The organism is Desulfitobacterium nosdiversum (genome assembly GCF_049860565.1).
In the GTDB taxonomy this organism is placed as follows: domain Bacteria; phylum Bacillota; class Desulfitobacteriia; order Desulfitobacteriales; family Desulfitobacteriaceae; genus Desulfitobacterium_A; species Desulfitobacterium_A nosdiversum.
In genome coordinates, this window is record NZ_CP172056.1 from 2911598 (window position 1) to 2930656 (window position 19059).

Annotated in this window: 17 protein-coding genes and 1 pseudogene; 15 read left to right on the forward strand and 3 right to left on the reverse strand. The window is 40.3% G+C overall.

The annotated features are described in order from the left end of the window. The first annotated feature begins 57 nt into the window (after positions 1 to 57). A complete protein-coding gene (gene pyk, locus ACHOLT_RS13965; RefSeq protein ID WP_425801761.1) occupies positions 58 to 1794 on the forward strand; it encodes a pyruvate kinase in 1737 nt (578 codons plus the stop codon). Between the two features lie 35 nt (positions 1795 to 1829). Next, the gene (locus ACHOLT_RS13970; RefSeq protein ID WP_425801764.1) at positions 1830 to 2618 is read left to right on the forward strand and encodes a DeoR/GlpR family DNA-binding transcription regulator; all 789 of its coding nucleotides are present in this window, start codon (positions 1830 to 1832) and stop codon (positions 2616 to 2618) included. 60 nt (positions 2619 to 2678) lie between these two features. Here the strand turns inward: ACHOLT_RS13970 and ACHOLT_RS13975 are convergent, their stop codons facing one another. After that, on the reverse strand, positions 2679 to 2900 hold the full coding sequence (locus ACHOLT_RS13975) for a hypothetical protein (RefSeq protein WP_425801767.1): 222 nt from the start codon (positions 2898 to 2900) through the stop codon (positions 2679 to 2681). A 101-nt stretch (positions 2901 to 3001) separates the two neighbouring features. Beyond that, on the reverse strand, positions 3002 to 3175 hold the full coding sequence (locus ACHOLT_RS13980) for a DUF896 domain-containing protein (protein WP_425801770.1): 174 nt from the start codon (positions 3173 to 3175) through the stop codon (positions 3002 to 3004). Positions 3176 to 3308: 133 nt separating this feature from the next. On the opposite strand from ACHOLT_RS13980, the pseudogene ACHOLT_RS13985 reads away from it, so the two are divergent. The 5 genes and pseudogenes from ACHOLT_RS13985 to ytvI all read left to right on the forward strand — a co-directional run bounded on the left by ACHOLT_RS13985 (position 3309) and on the right by ytvI (position 7357). Then, a pseudogene (locus tag ACHOLT_RS13985) lies at positions 3309 to 3750 on the forward strand (acyl-CoA thioesterase). Between the two features lie 70 nt (positions 3751 to 3820). Then, on the forward strand, positions 3821 to 3952 hold the full coding sequence (locus tag ACHOLT_RS13990) for a hypothetical protein (RefSeq protein WP_425801772.1): 132 nt from the start codon (positions 3821 to 3823) through the stop codon (positions 3950 to 3952). A gap of 237 nt (positions 3953 to 4189) precedes the next feature. Continuing rightward, the gene (locus tag ACHOLT_RS13995; protein WP_425801774.1) at positions 4190 to 5074 is read left to right on the forward strand and encodes a DegV family protein; all 885 of its coding nucleotides are present in this window, start codon (positions 4190 to 4192) and stop codon (positions 5072 to 5074) included. Next, positions 5071 to 6345: a D-alanyl-D-alanine carboxypeptidase family protein gene (locus ACHOLT_RS14000; RefSeq protein ID WP_425801776.1), complete on the forward strand. Its 1275-nt coding sequence runs from the start codon at positions 5071 to 5073 to the stop codon at positions 6343 to 6345. Before ACHOLT_RS13995 ends, ACHOLT_RS14000 begins: the two co-directional genes overlap by 4 nt. Beyond that, positions 6317 to 7357, forward strand: a complete 1041-nt coding sequence (gene ytvI / locus ACHOLT_RS14005; RefSeq protein WP_425801779.1) for a sporulation integral membrane protein YtvI — start codon at positions 6317 to 6319, stop codon at positions 7355 to 7357. Before ACHOLT_RS14000 ends, ytvI begins: the two co-directional genes overlap by 29 nt. A gap of 70 nt (positions 7358 to 7427) precedes the next feature. On the opposite strand, the gene ACHOLT_RS14010 is transcribed toward ytvI, so the two are convergent. Then, positions 7428 to 7598, reverse strand: a complete 171-nt coding sequence (locus ACHOLT_RS14010; RefSeq protein WP_425801782.1) for a DUF1540 domain-containing protein — start codon at positions 7596 to 7598, stop codon at positions 7428 to 7430. Positions 7599 to 7747: 149 nt separating this feature from the next. Between ACHOLT_RS14010 and miaB the strand changes: the two genes are divergently transcribed. From miaB to miaA, 8 genes are all read left to right on the forward strand, one after another. Further along, a complete protein-coding gene (miaB, locus tag ACHOLT_RS14015; protein ID WP_425801785.1) occupies positions 7748 to 9085 on the forward strand; it encodes a tRNA (N6-isopentenyl adenosine(37)-C2)-methylthiotransferase MiaB in 1338 nt (445 codons plus the stop codon). Between the two features lie 70 nt (positions 9086 to 9155). After that, positions 9156 to 9557 (forward strand): YlbF family regulator, encoded by a 402-nt coding sequence (locus tag ACHOLT_RS14020; RefSeq protein WP_425801788.1) that lies wholly within the window; start codon positions 9156 to 9158, stop codon positions 9555 to 9557. Between the two features lie 108 nt (positions 9558 to 9665). After that, positions 9666 to 12215, forward strand: coding sequence for a DNA mismatch repair protein MutS (mutS, locus tag ACHOLT_RS14025; RefSeq protein ID WP_425801790.1), 2550 nt, complete (start codon positions 9666 to 9668; stop codon positions 12213 to 12215). Between the two features lie 31 nt (positions 12216 to 12246). Further along, positions 12247 to 13920, forward strand: coding sequence for a hydantoinase/oxoprolinase family protein (locus tag ACHOLT_RS14030; RefSeq protein ID WP_425801793.1), 1674 nt, complete (start codon positions 12247 to 12249; stop codon positions 13918 to 13920). Continuing rightward, a complete protein-coding gene (locus tag ACHOLT_RS14035; RefSeq protein WP_425801796.1) occupies positions 13917 to 15242 on the forward strand; it encodes a histone deacetylase family protein in 1326 nt (441 codons plus the stop codon). The genes ACHOLT_RS14030 and ACHOLT_RS14035 overlap by 4 nt, the downstream gene beginning before the upstream one ends. After that, entirely contained in the window at positions 15239 to 17212 is a 1974-nt protein-coding gene (mutL, locus tag ACHOLT_RS14040) for a DNA mismatch repair endonuclease MutL (RefSeq protein ID WP_425801799.1), read from the forward strand. Before ACHOLT_RS14035 ends, mutL begins: the two co-directional genes overlap by 4 nt. Positions 17213 to 17269: 57 nt before the next feature. Next, positions 17270 to 18091, forward strand: coding sequence for a class I SAM-dependent methyltransferase (locus ACHOLT_RS14045; protein ID WP_425801802.1), 822 nt, complete (start codon positions 17270 to 17272; stop codon positions 18089 to 18091). After that, a complete protein-coding gene (miaA, locus tag ACHOLT_RS14050) occupies positions 18088 to 19032 on the forward strand; it encodes a tRNA (adenosine(37)-N6)-dimethylallyltransferase MiaA (RefSeq protein WP_425801804.1) in 945 nt (314 codons plus the stop codon). The genes ACHOLT_RS14045 and miaA overlap by 4 nt, the downstream gene beginning before the upstream one ends. Positions 19033 to 19059: the final 27 nt, after the last annotated feature.

Consider the following 19059-nt stretch of genomic DNA (forward strand, 5'->3'; position numbering starts at 1 on the left):
AAATATAAGAAGAAGTACTTATTTAAAAATTTAATGTCAGGAGGGTATTAGGGTAATATGAGAAGAACTAAAATCGTCTGTACTATTGGACCTGCCAGTGAATCTCCTGAGAAAGTTGAAAAACTTCTTCTAGCCGGAATGAATGTTGCACGTTTGAATTTTTCCCATGGCACTCACGAAGAACATGGCAACCGCATTCAGGTCTTAAAAGAAAAAGCCAAACAGTTGGATAAATACCTAGGTATTCTGCTCGATACTAAAGGGCCGGAAATTCGTACAGGTATGGTTTCGGAAGCAGGGGTCAAGTTAGAGAATGGTGCAGCCCTTATCCTTGATACAGATACAAAAAGCTTAGGTTCGGCGGAAAGAATTGGAATTACTTATAAAGAACTTTGGCAGGAAGTTAAGCCCGGAACTCATATTCTTTTAGATGATGGGCTGATTGATTTAGAAGTTCAATCTGTACAAAGCGAAAAAATACAAACTACAGTCTGCAATGGCGGGCTTCTTAAATCGCAAAAAGGTGTAAATGTTCCGGGAGTCCCCATTCAACTTCCCGCGGTAACCGATAAAGACGTTAGTGACATTCAATTTGGCCTTACACAAGGAATTGATTTCATTGCAGCTTCCTTTACTCGAAAAGCATCCGATATTCTTGCCGTCCGTAAAATTGTTGAAGAAGCTAATGCTAATGTAAAAATAATTGCGAAAATAGAAAGCCATGAAGGCCTGGATAATCTTGATTCCATACTTGAAGTTGTCGATGGGTTGATGGTAGCCAGGGGAGACTTAGGAGTTGAAATTCCTGTAGAAGAAGTACCCATTGCGCAAAAAGAGATGATTCGGAAATGCCACCTTTTAGGTAAACCTGTGATCGTTGCCACTCAAATGCTGGATTCGATGATTCGTCAGCCTCGCCCTACACGGGCAGAGGCCAGCGATGTTGCTAATGCTATACTTGACGGAACAGATGCAATCATGTTGTCTGGGGAAACTGCTGCAGGACAATATCCAGTTGAAGCGGTTAAAATGATGGATAAAATTGCCCTGCGAACCGAAGAAGTTTATTTAGATGAACAAACACCTCGCCATCCCCATTTAAATATTGCAGAAGCCATTAGTTATGCAACTTACACAATTGCCCATGATTTAGAGGCATCGGCTATTTTAACTCCTACTCATTCCGGATTAACGGCTCGGATGATTTCTAAATATCGTCCAAAATCATTAGTGATCGCAGCAACCCCTTTTGATTTTGTAGCTAGACAGCTAACACTGCAATGGGGGGTTTATCCCTTACTTATTGCAGAAAGTTCTGGAACTGACCAACTTTTATCAACTGCCGTAAACGAAGCACTCGCTCATGATTTAGTTCAAACTGGAAATACCGTCGTCATAACTGCAGGAGTTCCTGTTGGAAAAGTAGGAACAACAAATATGATTAAAGTTCAAATCATAGGCAACGTTTTAGCAAAAGGGACTGGCATTGGTCGTAAATCTGCTTTAGGTTCCGCTCACATTATTACGAATCCTAAAACAGAAACTTTTGAAAATGGAGATATTCTTGTCGCACGCTTTACCGATGCGGAATATATACCTTTGATTTCACGCGCAAGTGCTTTAGTCATCGAAGAAGGCGGGTTAACTTCACATGCGGCTATAACTGCACTGAGTTATGGTATCCCTGCAATAGTGGGAGTTCCCAATGTTATGAATTTATTTTCTGAGGGACAGCTTCTCACTGTTGATGCGCTCGGCGGTGTTGTCTATGAAGGGCAAGTAACTATCCTATAAAATAGAATTAGCTGCATTTATAGCTGAGGAGTAGTATGGAAAGAGAAAAAGGGATAAGCCGTTCATCTTCAGAACGACAGCAAGAAATCCGTTTTATGCTTAATGAACATGGACATTTATCTGTTTTACAGCTTGCTCAACATTTTGATGTCTCGGAAATGACAATACGCCGTGACCTTAAGGTCTTATCTTCAACGGGGATTATCACGCGTGAATATGGAGGAGCTACATATTCTACATCAGGACAGCCTAATTCAATCTTTTTTAATCGACTTGGAGAAGCAGAACGAGAGAAGACTGCGATTGGAAAACTTGCAGCCTCACTTATTCAATCTGGAGAATCCATTATCCTTGATGCAGGTACAACCACACTTGCGGTTGCGCAAAATTTAACGCAAAACTGTACCGTAATCACTAATTCCCTACCTATAGCCACAATTTTAACGGGACAAAAAGGGATAAATGTCTTAGTTACAGGGGGGGAAGTCAGAGAATCAACGTATGCGCTTGTAGGTCAAATTGCTCATTCAACACTAAAAGCTTTTAATGTTGATAAACTTTTTCTAGGAGTGACTGGTTTTAGCCTTGAACGAGGGTTAACTACAACTAATTTATTAGAATCAGAGGTTAAACAAGCAATGATTCATGCTTCCAAAGAAGTGATTCTTGTAGCTCATAGCCTTAAATTTGAGAAGGTTTACTATCACACTTTTGCTGATTGGTATCAAATTAATACCTTAATTACAGATAGCGGAATTTCTCCAAATGCTAAAACAGAGCTTGAAAAGAAGGGAACAAATATCCTCGTTGCTTCACTTGAGTAATAAAAAAGCAGGCTCATTTGTTAATAAGCCTGCTTTTTTATTCATTTATAGCCAAATTAATTAATGCTTATTAGATAAATCATCGACTAGATCCTGGTCTATTGTACTATGCTCTCGATCATTCAGAATTTCAATCATTCCAACTTCACTCAGCTCGGTTGCTACTTCAAAGAGAGAGTCTTTTTTATTTTGCGGTAATTTACGAACAAAACGATTAATCTTCACGGGTGGAACAAGGTTTCGAAACTTGACTCCACCATACTTCATAACACGTTCAGGCAAAGTGACACCCCTCCTTAGAAATTTCCATATTGATTCTAAAACTAGTATGCTTTTAGTTTTAATAAATCATACAGAATACGGAAGGAACCAAATAAAAGCACTTAATGTTTAGGTTCTTTAACTTGACCTAATGAGGCATGAACTTGTCCACGGATAAACTCCAAATATTCTTGGCGCAATGATTCCTGTTCCGCTTTTTCCCAATCCTCCAGACCGACGCTTCGCTGCTTACGTGATAACTCATTAATCCTTTCAATTAAGGAATTGATATCCACAAAACAATCTCCTTTACACTTTGATATTCAAGCGAGTTTATTATATCAATAGTTTTACCTATAAGAAAGTTTTTAATAGGGTTATAAAAGTTTATTGACCTAAGTTCTTACTCCATAAAAGAGGAGGGTGTTTATGAATCTTGAAGTTGATACGAAAATAAGAGTTCGTTATGCTGAAACAGATCAAATGGGTATCGTCTATCATTCAAACTATATTATATGGTTTGAAGTAGGCCGAACAGAATTATTCCGTGAAATGGGTTTACCTTATACGCTTTTTGAGGAACAAGGACTGGCGCTTGCCGTAATTGAGGCAACCTGCCGTTATCGACAATCCGCTAGGTATGATGACGAATTGATGATCCATACTCAAGTTGAGGAATTTTCTTCGCGCAAAGTAATCTTTTTCTTATACAATTCGTAAGGATAGTCTTCTTCTAACTGAGGGTAAGACAACCCATATATTTTTAAATAAAGAGGGAAGGGTAGTCGATATACGAAAATATTCAATTTGGGAGCAAGTCCTTGCCAAAATTCCAGAACTGAATAAAGAAAGAACCTATCGTAGCAAATAAATATAAAGTGCTTGAATTTAACTTTTGTTCATAGTATTATGTATACATAATACTTGACGGAGGTGATCCTATGTTTTTAGTAACTTGGATCGATGGAGAAGAGGTAAATTATCGGCTTGTTAAAAAGCAACAACTCTCCGCTCTTATAAATTCAATCAATCAAAGCAGTCAAAACCTTATTGTTCAGCAATTGGTTTCTTAAATGTAAAATGATAAAATATAACCGTTAAAAGCTCACTTAAAAGGTGAGCTTTTATTTATAAATAAAAAGATATAGTAATGAACTATTTTTTTTAAAATAGTTCAAAATTCGTGTAAATTATGCTTAAAAATATAATCTTTATGACAAACTGATTTGTATAGCAGGAAAAAAAGATTATTTTCCCGAATTAAACAATTATTTCCCAAAGTAATTTTTACTCTAATGAGGAGTGTTAATATGTCTTACGAAGTTCTTGTGGATAGCTCTTCTGATATTCCTTCAGAAGTTGCTCATAAAGAAGGAATTGTTGTTGTCCCCATGCCTGTGACAATTGATGATGAAACCTTTCTTGAGGGAGTTGAAATTTTTCCCGAAACCTTTTATTCTCAATTTAGGACCTTACGAAAATTACCGAAGACTTCTCAGCCAAATCCAGGGACTCTACAAGCAAAGTATGAAGAAATATTGGCATGCGGTAATGAAGTTGTAGCAATTCATCTTTCCTCAGGTTTGAGTTCAACTTATTCAACTGCATTAATGGTTCGAGATATGTGCTCTGCACCAGAAAAAATCCATATTATTGATAGTCTCGGAGCTTCCTTTGGGTATGGCCTTTTCGCAATTCAAGTCAATCAACTATTAAAAGATGTTTTATCATGGGAAGAAGCTGAAAAGCTTATTCTTCAGCTTCGCAACCAAATGCGCTACATTTTTACGATAGATGAGCTTGAATATCTCGTTAAAGGAGGCCGTGTCAGCAAAACTGCCGGCTTCGTAGGCGGGCTGCTCGATGTTAAACCTGTATTGCACATAACGTCGGAGGGAAAGATAGAACCTTTTAGTAAAGTTCGCTCGCGCAAAGCAGCTCTGCGAAAATTACTTGATGTAATGCTCCAAGAGATTGATCATCCTGAAGAACAAATCATTGGTATTTCTCATGCTCACTGTTTTGAAGAGGCTCAAATTTTTGCCGATGAAATTCGCAGTCATGTTAATATTAAGGATATAATGATAAGCGAAATTGGATGTGTTGTTGGAAGTCATACTGGCCCCGGAACCATAGCATTATTCTATCGCAAATCATATAATTCAACTCGGCTTAACTGGGAGGAACAGCCTTGAAAATTACCGCTGCTTTAATTGTTGCGATCTTTATCTTTCTTAATAATGTTCCGCCTGCCTATGCGTTAGCAAGCTCTGCCCCTCCGGAGATTCATGGTACAGGGGCTTACCTTATCGACGTTCAATCCGGGCAAACCTTGTATAGTAAAAATGGTGATCTACAGCTTCAACCTGCAAGTACAACCAAAATTATGACAGGATTATTAGCCATTGAGAATGGAAAACTAGACGATGTCGTAACTCTTAGTTCAACTTTGCTTAATTATCAAATCGTTTATGGTACACGTATCTACCTTGAACCGGGAGAACAAATGACGTTGCGCAATCTTCTCTATGCATTAATGCTGAACTCAGCCAATGATGCAGCAGTTGGCATAGCGGAATATATAGGCGGGGATTTGCCTCATTTTGTATCAATGATGAATGAAAAGGCTAAATCACTTGGATTAAAAGATACAACGTTTAAGAATCCAAGCGGTTTAACGGATAATGGTCATGTAACCACAGCACATGACCTTGCTCGTATCGCCCAAGCAGCTTATGCCAATGCGACATTTCGGGATTATATCCAAACTCAAAGATATACAATACCCCGAAGCAAACCCAATGTACCCACAGAAATGATCAATGAAAATAAGCTTTTGGGAAAAGATTCTTATATTAATGGAATGAAAACTGGTTATACTGCAGCAGCACAAAACTGCTTAGTTGCCTCAGCCTCAAAAGATGGTCGAGATCTCATTGGAGTTATTCTCCAATCACCCGGTCGAGAAATTTACACAGATATGGAAAATCTTCTCGACTATGGCTTTACTCAATTTCAAACAACCGAATTTAAACCGAGTGGGAGTGCCCTTTCGCAGCTTCAGATTGGAAAAGAACAGGTTAATATGCTCTTAGAAAAGCCAATATTGACAACACATAAACTAGGTGAGGCTAATACAGAACCCATTCTTAAAATAAATTCGACTTCTGCCAATTTAACACAGGTCAATAAAGGGCAGGTAATTGGGAATGTAGAAGTATGGGATGAAAATGAAAAGCTTATGGATATCCCGCTTGTTGCTGACCGTACCATTAGCCCGACACCTGTCAATCAAGGACTGTTTAAAACCTCTAAATGGGGATCTTATCTTTTCCTTTTGGGGATCTTATTTTTTCTTTTATTTCTCAGGGAAAAAAGCGGACGTGCAAACCGTAGGCTTCGCCAAGCACGTTTAAAAAACGAAGGGAGTCGAATTCGTGAATCTAATAACCCGGACATTTCTTAATCGCACGCTTAAATTCATCGGTTTTTGGATAATAATCGGCTTAACCATTTACTTTGTAGGTCATTTTATCTATTTGTTTATTCCCTTTATTCTTGCCTTTATTATGACCGCTATTATTGGTCCGCTTAAACGTTTTCTTATTCGTGAATTTCATTTTCCACGAAATTTAGCCGTTCTTACCGCAATGATCATTGAAATTGGAGGATTTGGAACATTACTAATATTACTGCTCATGCGGATTGTTCGAGAAATTCAGGATATTTATTTTCATTGGCCGCACTACAGTCATATACTTCAAATCACCTTCGCGCATTGGGTCACTCGTATTGAAACTCTCTACCTTAAACTTCCCCAGGACTATGTGGGGGGATATATTTCTAAATTCTTCAATTATTTTTCAGGCTTGCTCACTCACAGCCTATCAGTGGCCATAACCATTCCAGAAGCCATTATTGTTATTGTCATTGCAATCGTAGCTACATTTTTTATGTCTAAAGAAAGTCACCGCTATATCCGTGATTTCATTAATATTTTTCCCCATGAATGGAGAAACAGCCTTATTGAACTCGGAAGTGATTTTTCCAAGGCTTTCGTCGGCTTTGTCAAAGCCGAATTTATTATTTTCATCATTACACTTATTGTCTGTATTTCAGGGCTTCTTCTTTTTAAAGCAAAATACGCGATTATTCTTGGAACGATTACAGGAATTTTCGGTATTCTTCCGGTTTTAGGTGTGGGAATTGTTCTTGTACCCTGGTCACTATTTGCCTTTGTCGCTGGAAATAATGTATTAGCTATTGAATTACTGCTGTTAACCAGTGTCGTTACAGTGCTAAGACATGTTATTGAGCCCAAAATACTCGGAGACAATGTTGGTTTAGATCCTTTATTTGTCCTAATTAGTATGTATATGGGGTTAGCCTCAACCGGGGTTATTGGGCTAATTCTTGGACCATTTATTTTAATCGCTTATAAATCCTTACAAAAAGCCGGCGTTTTCCGTAACCTGTAATGATAAAAAAGGAATCGGATCATCCGGTTCCTTTTTCGTATCAATGTATTTTGGACTTTGTCTTATACTATCAAACTTTTTCATTTCCGTCACCCAACTCAAACGTTCCACAATCGGTTGCTTCTATTGTGCGAACTTCTCCATGATGTTTTGTAACTTGAATTTGACCCGCTTGACATATTTTTGCGCCCTCGTTATATTTGCATTCAACGACGTTGCAACGTACTTCAGGATTATTCATTTTTAGATCACCTCCTTGTTTAAGAATAACCTAAACAGAGGAAGGTTATGTATCGTACTTGCCAAACCCTGATTCATTCGTCATAATAACCATGTAACCTTAATATTTTACAAAAACTGTTTATACATGTCAGGAGCTGAAAATTTGGAATGCCTGAAAATAAAAAGGTAGTCACCTTAGCCTATGGATGTCAAATGTCAGAACGTGATGCTGATACGTTGTCCGAGATTTCCACACAAGAAGGATATACACGTTCAGAAGACTTAGCAACTGCTGATCTCGTTATCATAAATACGTGCTGTGTTCGTGAGAGTGCAGAAAATAAAATTCTCGGCAAAATAGGAGAATTAAAACGTCTTAAAGAAAAGAATCCAAATTTGAAAATCGCCGTTTCCGGTTGTATGGTACAACAGCCTGGTGCTTTAGAGCGTTTGCAGCATCGTGCTCCACATGTTGATATCTGGGCAGGTACACATAATCTTCAGGAATTTGGACGTTTGATTCAAAAGGCAGAAAATGATCAAAAGGTTGCTGAGGTATGGGAAAAACCCAATATGACTTCAGAAGCGACCCCGTTAGCTGAGAAAGGAAAGTTAAAGGCAAATGTCAATATAAGTTATGGCTGTAATAATTTCTGTACCTACTGTATTGTTCCTCATGTTCGTGGACGGGAACGCAGCCGAAATCCGGAAGATATTATTAATGAAGTTCAATTGCTTGTTGAATCAGGCTGTAAAGAAGTCACCTTACTGGGGCAAAACGTTAACTCTTATGGTCAGGACTTGGATATCAATTGTGATTTTGCCGATCTTCTAAAAAAAGCAGATGAAATACCAGGATTGCTTCACATCCGCTTTATTACTTCTCATCCGAAGGATCTCTCCGACAAGTTGATCGAAACTATTGCATCCGGAAAACATATCTGTGAGCATATTCATCTTCCCCTTCAAGCCGGAAGCAACGAAATATTAAAGCGAATGAATCGCAAATATACTCGGGAATACTATCTAAGTCGTGTCGAGAAGATCCGCGAACTTCTCCCACAGGCAAGCTTGACAACCGATCTTATTGTTGGATTTCCAGGCGAAACAGAAGAAGATTTCCAACAAACTTTAGATATGGTTAATCGCGTTCATTATAGTCAAGCGTTTACCTTTATGTACTCTAAACGCTCAGGAACTCCTGCAGCAGTAATGCCTGATCAAATCCCTCTTGATGTTAAAAAGCATCGTCTGCAGCAACTCATGAATCTTCAGAATGACAGGAGCTTAGAATGGCGCCAAACTATGATTGGTAAAGTTTATGAAGTTCTGGTTGAAGGACCGAGCAAATCTAATCCCAATAGATTAACAGGGCGTACGCGCGGTAACGAACTTGTTATTTTTTCAGCTGATCCGTCTCTACAAGGTTCATTTGTTAATGTTCGCATGCTTGAGACACACTCTTGGACATTGTTTGGTGAAATCGTTTCCAGTGAAATTAAATAACATTAGAGGTATAGCTTCTATAGCAGGAATCTCGCAAATAGTGTAGAATGACTTTCATGGAGGTGTTTTAATGACGGCCGATATTATGGAGAAAGCCGAAGCCCTGGCAGCTGCAATTGCCCAAAGTACGGAACTGGATAATCTAAAAATAACAGAAAAAGCAATGATCGCGAATGAACAAGCTCAGCAACTCATTGCCAAGTTTCAAGAGGAACAGCAGCGCCTTTACGATCTTCAAGCTCAAGGTCAAGAACTCTCAGAGCAAGACAGAAACGCAATCAATGATATGGAACAAAAGGTAGAAAATAATTCTTTAATTTCTGCCTACTTACAGGCTCAAGGCAATTTTACCCAAATGCTGGATAGTGTAAATGCTATCTTAGCAAGTGCTATTGCTTCTGGAGATGAATCTGGATGTTCATCCTGCGGATCAGGTTGCAGCGATGCTGGATGCGGCTGTGAAGGCTGTTAACCCCACTCAAACTCAACACGATTTCTTTAATGATTTAATGACAATAAGAGAGAAGGGAAGAGTTTTGAGGCTCTTCCCTTTAGAATATTCTTTGGAGGATATTATTTTATGACAACTCCAATGATGCTTCAATATCAATCCATAAAAGAACAAGTTCCCGATTCGATTTTATTTTTTCGACTCGGAGATTTTTATGAAATGTTTGGTGAGGATGCTTTAACTGCTGCTCCCATTTTAGAAATTGCTTTAACCGGCCGAGAAACAGGTGGGGGAGAGCGTACGCCGATGTGCGGAGTTCCTTACCACGCTGTTGAGAATTATTTAACTAAGCTTGTTTCTGCTGGTTATAAAGTCGCAATTTGCGAACAAGTCGAAGACCCTCAATTGGCCAAAGGAATTGTTCGCCGTGAAATCATTCGGATTATTTCACCCGGTACGCTGACTGAATCCATCGCTGATCGAATGAATAACTTCTTAGCCTCGATTTTTCATGAAACAAATTGGGGGCTAGCCTTTCTTGATGTCTCGACAGGAGAGTTCACCATTTTTGAATGCTCATCTTTAGATATTATTCTTACAGAATTATCGAGAATTCATCCATCGGAACTCCTTCTTCCGCCTGATCTTGTTCGTTTAAAACATTGGCGTGGATATTTTATCACCACTCAAGATCGAAAGAATTATTTAGATACCTCTGAAATATACAAACGTTTTGAGAAGCAAAAAGCTATTTTAGATGAATCTCCGGCGTCCGCCAAAGCGGCCAACGCACTTTGGCATTACTTGGAGGAAACACTGCCAGGGAATGAATTGACGCATATACTTGAAATTAAAACTTATCATCCCGATCAGTGGATGATCTTAGACCAGTGGACTAGGCGCAATCTTGAATTAACAGAACCATTGCGTGGTCAAGGCAAGAAGGGAACCCTTTTATCTGTTCTTGACTTAACGAAAACCGCTTTTGGAGGACGGCTTTTAAGGCGTTGGATCGAACAACCGCTAATCCTTAAAGCAAAAATTGAACACCGTCTGCAAATTGTTGAAGATCTAACTGAGGATAGTTTTCTGCGGGGTGATTTATTACAATCGCTAACAGGTATTTATGATCTTGAACGTTTAATGGGAAAAGTCTCCTTTGGAACCGCTCATGCACGTGATCTTCTTGCTTTAAAACAGACTTTATCCAGTTTGCCTAATATTCGAGCTGCTATTGAGGCCAGTCATTCGAAGTCCCTAAAGTCCTATATCGATCCACTTACAGGATTGGATGAATTATTTACGCTTTTAGATTCTGCTATAAATCCTGAAGCCCCACTTTCTTTGAGAGAAGGTAATCTGCTTAAACCCGGATATTCACCTGAAGTCGATGAACTGAGAACCACTTCTTCAGGAGGTAAAGACTGGGTAGCTAAACTTGAAGCTCAAGAGAAAGAACGAACCGGAATCCGCTCCCTAAAGGTAGGTTTTAATAAAGTATTTGGATATTATATTGAAGTCACACATACCAACAGTCATCTTGTTCCAAAAGAATACATTCGCAAACAAACACTTGCAAATGCCGAACGTTTTATTACCCCTGAGTTAAAAGAATACGAGCAAAAAATACTTGGGGCTGAGGATAAGTTAATTCAAATGGAGTATCAACTTTTTTTAGAACTCCGTGAAACCGTCCGAAGAAATACCCCTAGGATTATGGATGCAGCTCATGCACTTGCAGAGATAGATTGCTACCTTAGTTTTGCGGAAGTCGCTATACGCCATCACTATGTCAGGCCAGAAATGACTGAAAAAGGCAAACTTCAGATTATTGAAGGGCGCCATCCGGTTGTAGAGAATATGCTTGAAGAAGGTACTTTTGTTCCAAATGATACGCTGCTTACGAGTTCTAAGCACTTAGCCTTAATCACGGGCCCCAATATGGCAGGTAAATCAACTTACATGCGGCAGGTTGCTCTGATCGTTCTTATGGCGCAGATAGGAAGCTTTGTTCCGGCTGAAAAAGCAAGTATCGCTCTTGTGGATAATATTTTTACACGTGTAGGAGCTTCAGATGATCTTGCTTCCGGTCAAAGTACTTTTATGGTCGAGATGCGTGAGGTTGCTTATATTCTTCATCATCTTACTGATCATAGCCTGGTCATTCTTGATGAGGTCGGTAGGGGAACGGCTACCTTTGACGGACTAAGTATCGCTTGGGCTGTCACTGAATTTCTAGCCAGTCAAAACGTAAAACCCAAAACTTTGTTTGCTACTCACTATCATGAACTGACCGCTCTTGAGGAAAGCTTTCCTGGAATCTTCAACCTACATGTTGGCGTTCGCGAGCATGGAGAAGATATTGTATTTCTTCACAAGATTATTTCCGGACGAGCAGATCGAAGTTATGGCATACAAGTGGCAAAACTTGCCGGGCTTCCTGCACCCCTTTTAAAGAGGGCAAAAGTCATCCTTCATGAGCTTGAAAACTCTTCTTTGCTGAAAGAAGATTCTTTCCGACCTGAAACATCTACCCAGCTCACCTTATTTGAAGCCCCAGTGCTTCATCCTTTACTCCAAGAGATATCCGATATAGACTTTGATAATTTAACTCCGCGTCAAGCGCTTGAGTATTTATATGATCTGAGAGAACGTATTATAGCTCTTAAAACCTTATAAATTTTTAAGGCAAGGATTGGAGGGATTCGAAGTGCATCCAACAGAAATCCAAGTTGGTCTCGACGTCGGTGGAACTTTTACTGATGCCGTTCTATTAGCGGGTAACGAAATTCTTGAGAAAGCTAAAGTCACAACCCAGCCGGATAATGTACTAGACACCGTTCTTCAAGCCCTTGAACTATTAAACATTTATGATAAACCTGTTTCAGAAATCACGGTAAGCACTACTCTTATTACGAACGCAATTCTTCAGTATAAACTGCCCAAAGTTGATCTTTTGCTTTTCCCAGGTTCAGGTATGAGCCTAGATTCATTATCTTGGCCTGTTCCTTACGAAGTTTTGAAAGGTGAACTTGATTACCGCGGACGTGAAATTATTCCGCCCGATGAACTAGAATGGCGGCGTCTGCTCAATCGTTACCAGAAGTTTCCGCAGTCAAAGGTAGCAATTGCAGGAAAGTTTTCACATCGCAATAATCTCCATGAACATAAGCTAGAAGCATTCCTTCATAAGCATTACCCGGAACTCAGCATCACCTTAGGCCACGAGTGGGGTCAGGCTAACTTTTACAGACGCAGCCTCACCACATACCTCGATTCCGCATGCTCGGATATCTATCAAGGGTTTGCTGTTCAGCTCAAACAAGCCATGTCTCAGAAAGGATCTAATGCACAAGTATCAGTCTTGAAAGCTGATGGGGGAGTGTTGCCGCTTCTAAAGCTTCACCCTGTTGATTCGATATATTCCGGACCGGCAGCAAGTATTTTAGGAGCCCTAGCTCAAACAGAACCTGACCAGTCCTTTGTTGTTGTTGATATAGGCGGAACGACCACGGATATAGGACTTGTTCTTTCCGGTCACCCTCTTTTGAACTCCCATGGAGCACGCATCGGCGCCTTTTCAACTTTAGTCCGTTCGCTTGCTGTCCGTTCGATCTCTGCGGGAGGGGATTCTACAATCCTTTCAGAGGGAAACACCTTTAAACTTGAGCCTTATCGGCAAGGGCCTGCTTATTGTCTCGGCGGACCAGCCCCAACCCCGACAGACGCGATGCGCTATCTTAACCTTATTCCTTACGGCAGTTTCGCTAAGGCCGAAGAAGCCTTAGCCCAACTTCTTCCTGACAATAAGCGAGATTCCTTACACCTTCACCAACTTGCTCAAGCTATTTTATCTCGTTTAGCTGAAAAAATTGCTCAGGTTATAGAAGACCTTTACCAAGAATGGCGAGAGGAACCTGCCTACAAGATATGGGAAGTATTACACCCTCACGATCATCTTAATTTTTATGTATGGGTTAGCGGCGGCGCAGCTCCAGGAATCGTCGAATCCTTAGAAAATCGTTTGCATACATCCGTTAAAACAGGGATGTATCCTGAGGTTTCAAATGCAATTGGTGCAGCCTTGGCTCGTCCAACCTTTTCCTGCACTTTACATTTGGATACCTCTATTAAACGTTACCAGATCGAAGAAACAGGTCAGCAAGGGGAATGGTTAGGCTCCCGTAAACCTCATAAGGAGGTTCAGAGCTTTATGGAAAAAATTGCTGAAGAAATAGCCAAAGATAAAGGAATTGAACTTGGTGAACCTATAACACAACCTTTTGACTATTTTCCCATAGTTAGAGGTTATCAAACGGTTGGACAAATTGTCCGCGGTTCGCTTATTGTTCCGCCTGGCGTAAGAGGGAGGGTAAAAAGATGAAACGCAGTGGAATTCTTTTTTTTCCAGCCTTTGATTGGTCGTTAGGGGATACTCATCCAGAACGCGAAGAACGCCTTCTCTACACTCAAGAGCAGCTTTTTGAAGAAGGAATTATGGAATTGCCTCAAGTTAAACAGTATTCTCCCGGTATTGCATCTCTTCATGAAGTTTTGCGTACCCAAGCCTTATTCCCTTCCCCACAACATCATGATCTAACGGCTCATTTAATTGCTGCCGGAAGTTCTATTGTCTTAGGAGAAGCATGGGCTCAGAAAGAAATCCAGAATGGGTTCGCTCTTGTTAGACCTCCTGGACATCATTCCGGTGCAACTGTACTTGGCAACCGGGGATTCTGTACCCTTAATAACGAAGCTATTCTTATTAATCATTTGAGAACGAAGTACGGTCTAAAAAGGATTGCCATTGTTGACACAGATGTTCACCATGGAGACGGATCACAGGACATTTTTTACCATGATCCGCAGGTTCTCTATATTTCCTTACACCAAGACGGAAGAACGCTTTACCCCGGAAGCGGATTTACGCAGGAAAAGGGAGGACCCAACGCTTGGGGGAAAACCTTAAATATTCCTTTACCTCCGGGAACAGGGGATGAGGGAATTCATTTCGTTATAGAAGATTGGATATTGCCAAGCTTACAGGAGTTTAAGCCTGAGCTCATTATCAATTCAGCAGGTCAGGACAATCATTTTACTGATCCTCTGGCTTCCATGAATGTAACCGCACAGGGATACGGAAAAATCACAGAGTTAATTAAGCCGGATATTGCCGTTTTAGAGGGCGGATATTCCATCGAAACAGCTCTTCCCTACGTTAATATGGCCATTTTTCTAGCGCTGGCAGGTGAGGACTATAGTCATGTAAAAGAACCGCAAAAGCCGCAGCGCCCAATTCTAAGTCTTCAAGATATAAAACGATATATTAAAGAACTAAGATTAAGTCACAGCCAAGCCAATCCCAATTGGGTCCTTCGCGAAGAAAGATCCCTGCCCGGGGGAAAATGGGCTTATATACCGCATTCTGTGTATTATGATACAGAAGGCATTCAAGAAATCCGCCAGGATCGAATCCGCATTTGTGAGCAATGCGGCGGAACGGTTTTAATTGAAAGCCAGCATGGATCAACAGGGCAGCGGTTTGCTTTAATTCGAATTCCTTTTGATGCTTGTCCAGTTTGTCAGCAATCCGGAGAAGAACTATTTGAAAATTTTGTGGGCCAAAAAACCAGCGTTTTTTTTCAAGATCAATCTCGAGACGAAATTAAATTTTGGGACGTAAATGAGGGGGTAAAAAGCTTTTGAATCCTAGAATCCAAGTTCTTGATCCTCATTCTGCAGACCAGATCGCTGCTGGTGAAGTTGTGGAACGTCCTGTCTCCGTCGTCAAGGAGCTTGTTGAAAATTCCTTGGATGCTGGAGCTAAACAAATTGAGATTACTATTGAAGGAAACGGTGTATCTCTTATCCGTGTTCATGATGATGGAAGCGGTATTTCTCCGGAAGATTTGCCTCAGGCAGTTCTCCGTCATGCCACAAGCAAAATCCGGAAAATAGAGGATTTAGATGAACTTCAAACCTTAGGATTTAGAGGAGAAGCCCTTCCAAGTATAGCCTCAGTATCTCATTTAGAGATTGTTTCACGTCCTGCAGAAAGTTTAATTGGGATGAGTTTAAAGCTTACGGGAGGAAAGCAGGATGATCTTCAAGAAATAGGATGCCCGCCTGGCACAACTATTACCGTAAAGGATTTATTTTTTAATACCCCCGCCCGTCGTAAATTTCTAAAATCCATAAACACGGAATTTGGGCTTATCTCGGATATGCTGGGGCGTATAGCCATGGCTCGACCCGATGTATCTTTTAGCTTAAAACATCCAAAACAAATTGTTTTTCAAACTCCCGGCCGAGGAAAGCTTTTAGAAAGCATCAGCTCAATTTATGGACAGAAATTAGCTCGACAGCTCATTCCCTTAACCATTTCACTTGATCAATATCACTTAGAGGGTTTTATCAGCCCTCCCGACTTAGTCCGTTCAACTCGTCAAGAAGAAACGACAATTGTAAACGGACGGATTATTCATTCAAAACTTTTAAGCCGTGCTATTTCAGACGGATATCATACGTTAATACCCAATCGTCTTTATCCAATAATCGTACTTCATCTGACACTTCCGCCGCGTGAATATGATGTCAATGTTCATCCTACGAAGATGGAAATTCGTTTTCAAGACGAGAAAATACTGTCTCAATTTATCACCGAACAGATTCGAAAAACACTTCTTGCGAGTAGGCCTATACCTTCCTTTGAGCGCTCTTCATCCTATTCCGAACCTTCAGCCATTAAACCTTCTCAATCCAAATTATTCTTTCCTTCATTAACCCGTCCTGAGCTATTCAAACCGCAGTCTCAATATCCTCAGAATGAGTCTTCAAAGCTTGAAATTGAGAAAAAGCCAGAAACACAAAATACGGAACAGATTGTAAATACTTTTCGGACCAAAGACATTAATGAAATTAAAGATTTTACAGATCGTGAAACCAGTTTAGATACTTATGAAATACCAGAAGTTGATCAGCCTCTTGAGATACATGAAACTTCTGATGCAGAGGAAGACTCTAGCATTCTTAACGATATCTCGGTTCCTGTTGAGAACCCAAATATGACTTCGTCCATAACAGAAACTGTACATCCTTTACTCCTTCTGCGCCCGCTCGGCCAAGTTTTAAATACCTACATTCTAGCTGCGGCCGACGACGCCTTAGTTATTATCGATCAGCACGCTGCCCACGAAAGAATAAACTATGAACGCTTACTGAAGGAACACCAGCATAATCCAGCGGCCAGCCAAACTCAGTTAATCCCTCAGCCAGTCGATTTTTCTCCAATTGAGGAGCAGGCTTTGCTTGACAACTTAATGAGTCTCAGCAATATGGGATTTATTATTGAACATTTTGGGGGACGCACGTATTTGATCCGTGGGGTGCCTGCTTATAGCGGCCCATATTCCGGTGAGGAACTCTTAAGACAGTTTTTGGACGAAGTTATCTTAAAGCAAAATCCGCCTTCTTTTGACGAACTTTTAAGGGAATGGATATATATGCTTGCATGTAAGGAATCGATTAAGGCAAAAGAAAACCTTTCTTTATTGGAAATGCAAGAACTTATTATCCAACTGAGTCAAACTGAAAACCCATATACCTGCCCCCATGGAAGGCCTACAATCGTAAAGCTTACCCGCAGTGAGCTGGAAAAACGATTTTACCGTACTTAATCTGGTTATGATATCTTTAAAAGCCTTTCTAAATAATACAATTGGAGTGCATTCTTTTTGAACACGATTCCTGTATCTGTTCACCTAACTCATCCGACCGACCCAAAACTTGCGGCAAAACTTAACTGGTTTATGGCACAACCAGGTTGTGCTTTTCAAACTGACTCTCCTGATATAAGGCCTCTATTGCACATTACCCGTAAAGGAATTTTCCTTGATGATGGAGAACTACGTTTAAGCTTTCATCCGAATATGGCTTTAATCCGTGTTTTACAAGGTCTTCGTGGAGAACAAGATCGTTTTCTTAATGCAACAGGAATTATACCTGGTCATACCTTTCTTGATGCAACCTTAGGACTAGGCACAGATGCCTTAGTTGCTGCCTGGAAAGTGGGGGAGAAAGGGAAGGTTATCGCTTTTGAGAATTCCCCCCTTATCGCTGCTTTGATAAAAGAAGGTCTCTACGCTTTAAAAGATAAGCAGCTATCTTCTATTAATAACCCTGTTAAATACCAAGCTTGGTTGGAATTAATTGAAGCCTCCCAGAGAATAAATGTTAAATGGGAGGATCATACAAAAGGACTAGCTGCTCTTCCAGATTCGTCAGTTGATATTGTTTACTTTGACCCAATGTTCCGACGTACGCGAGAACAATCTTCAGGTATTCTTCCTTTACATGCCTGGTCTGATCGTAGACCGCTAAGTAAAGAAGCAGTAAAAGAAGCTATTCGCGTTGCTAAATTACGTGTTGTTCTTAAAGAGCGAAAGGGTAGTCAAGAATTTTCTCGCCTCGGTTTCCAGATTTTCGATGGAGGCCGCTATAGTCAGGTGGACTATGGTATTATCGAATGCAGCTCAACCAAGGAGGGATCACTTTGAAACCTCTAATTATCATTGTCGGACCAACTGCTGTTGGAAAATCAGCATTGTCTATCACTCTTGCAAAATCCCTAGACGGTGAAATTATCTCCGGTGATTCAATCCAGGTCTATAAAAAATTGAATATCGGATCTGCGAAACCGTCACCAAAAGAACAACAAAATATACCGCATTACCTGTTAGACCTTCTAGACCCTGCTGAACCATTTACTGTTGCCCAATTTCAAGCTCAAGCTTTTGCGCATATTGAAGAAATACGAAACCGCGGAAAGGTCCCAATTGTTGTTGGCGGTACCGGTCTTTACATCCGATCTTTAATTGATCCTTTTGATTTTAGTGAAAACAGCTCGGAAGAAATTCGCAAGTTTTGGACTCAGGTATTAATAGAGCAGGGCAAGGAGAAGCTTCACCAAGCCCTTAGAGATCGTGATCCAGCTAGTGCTGAACGTCTCCACCTCAATGATACCCATCGAATAATTCGAGCTTTAGAAGTATATGACCTCACAGGGAAACCGTTTTCAGAACAAAGAGGAAACCTTGACTATCAATACCCACCTTTAGATCCTTCGATTACATATATCGGTCTTACTGCCCCTCGAGAGATCATCTATGAACGAATCAATCAACGGTGTCTAGATATGTTAAATCAAGGTCTCCTCGCAGAAGCGCTTGATCTTTTAAGAGAAGGATATTCACCTAACCTTAAACCTCTTCAGAGTATTGGTTACCGGCATGCAATTTGGTTTCTTACCGGTAAAGCAACTTCCAGTGAAATGCTTCGTATCTTTCAGCGTGATACCCGACATTTTGCTAAACGTCAATTAACCTGGTTCCGACGAGACCCAAGAATAAAATGGTATGATACGTATAATGAAAGTTTAACGAAGATTGAAGAAGAACTTACGACGACTTGCAGATGGCTTGAAAGTCGTGTAAAATAAGTTGATAGAATAGAAACTGCTGGTGGT

Coding starts and splice junctions, on each gene's coding strand:
- mutS (WP_425801790.1), top strand. CDS start 9,666: ATGACAACTCCAATGATGCTTCAATATCAATCCATAAAAGAACAAGTT.
- ACHOLT_RS14020 (WP_425801788.1), top strand. CDS start 9,156: ATGACGGCCGATATTATGGAGAAAGCCGAAGCCCTGGCAGCTGCAATT.
- ACHOLT_RS13970 (WP_425801764.1), top strand. CDS start 1,830: ATGGAAAGAGAAAAAGGGATAAGCCGTTCATCTTCAGAACGACAGCAA.
- ACHOLT_RS14035 (WP_425801796.1), top strand. CDS start 13,917: ATGAAACGCAGTGGAATTCTTTTTTTTCCAGCCTTTGATTGGTCGTTA.
- miaB (WP_425801785.1), top strand. CDS start 7,748: ATGCCTGAAAATAAAAAGGTAGTCACCTTAGCCTATGGATGTCAAATG.
- pyk (WP_425801761.1), top strand. CDS start 58: ATGAGAAGAACTAAAATCGTCTGTACTATTGGACCTGCCAGTGAATCT.
- ACHOLT_RS14010 (WP_425801782.1), bottom strand. CDS start 7,598: ATGAATAATCCTGAAGTACGTTGCAACGTCGTTGAATGCAAATATAAC.
- ACHOLT_RS13995 (WP_425801774.1), top strand. CDS start 4,190: ATGTCTTACGAAGTTCTTGTGGATAGCTCTTCTGATATTCCTTCAGAA.
- ACHOLT_RS13990 (WP_425801772.1), top strand. CDS start 3,821: ATGTTTTTAGTAACTTGGATCGATGGAGAAGAGGTAAATTATCGGCTT.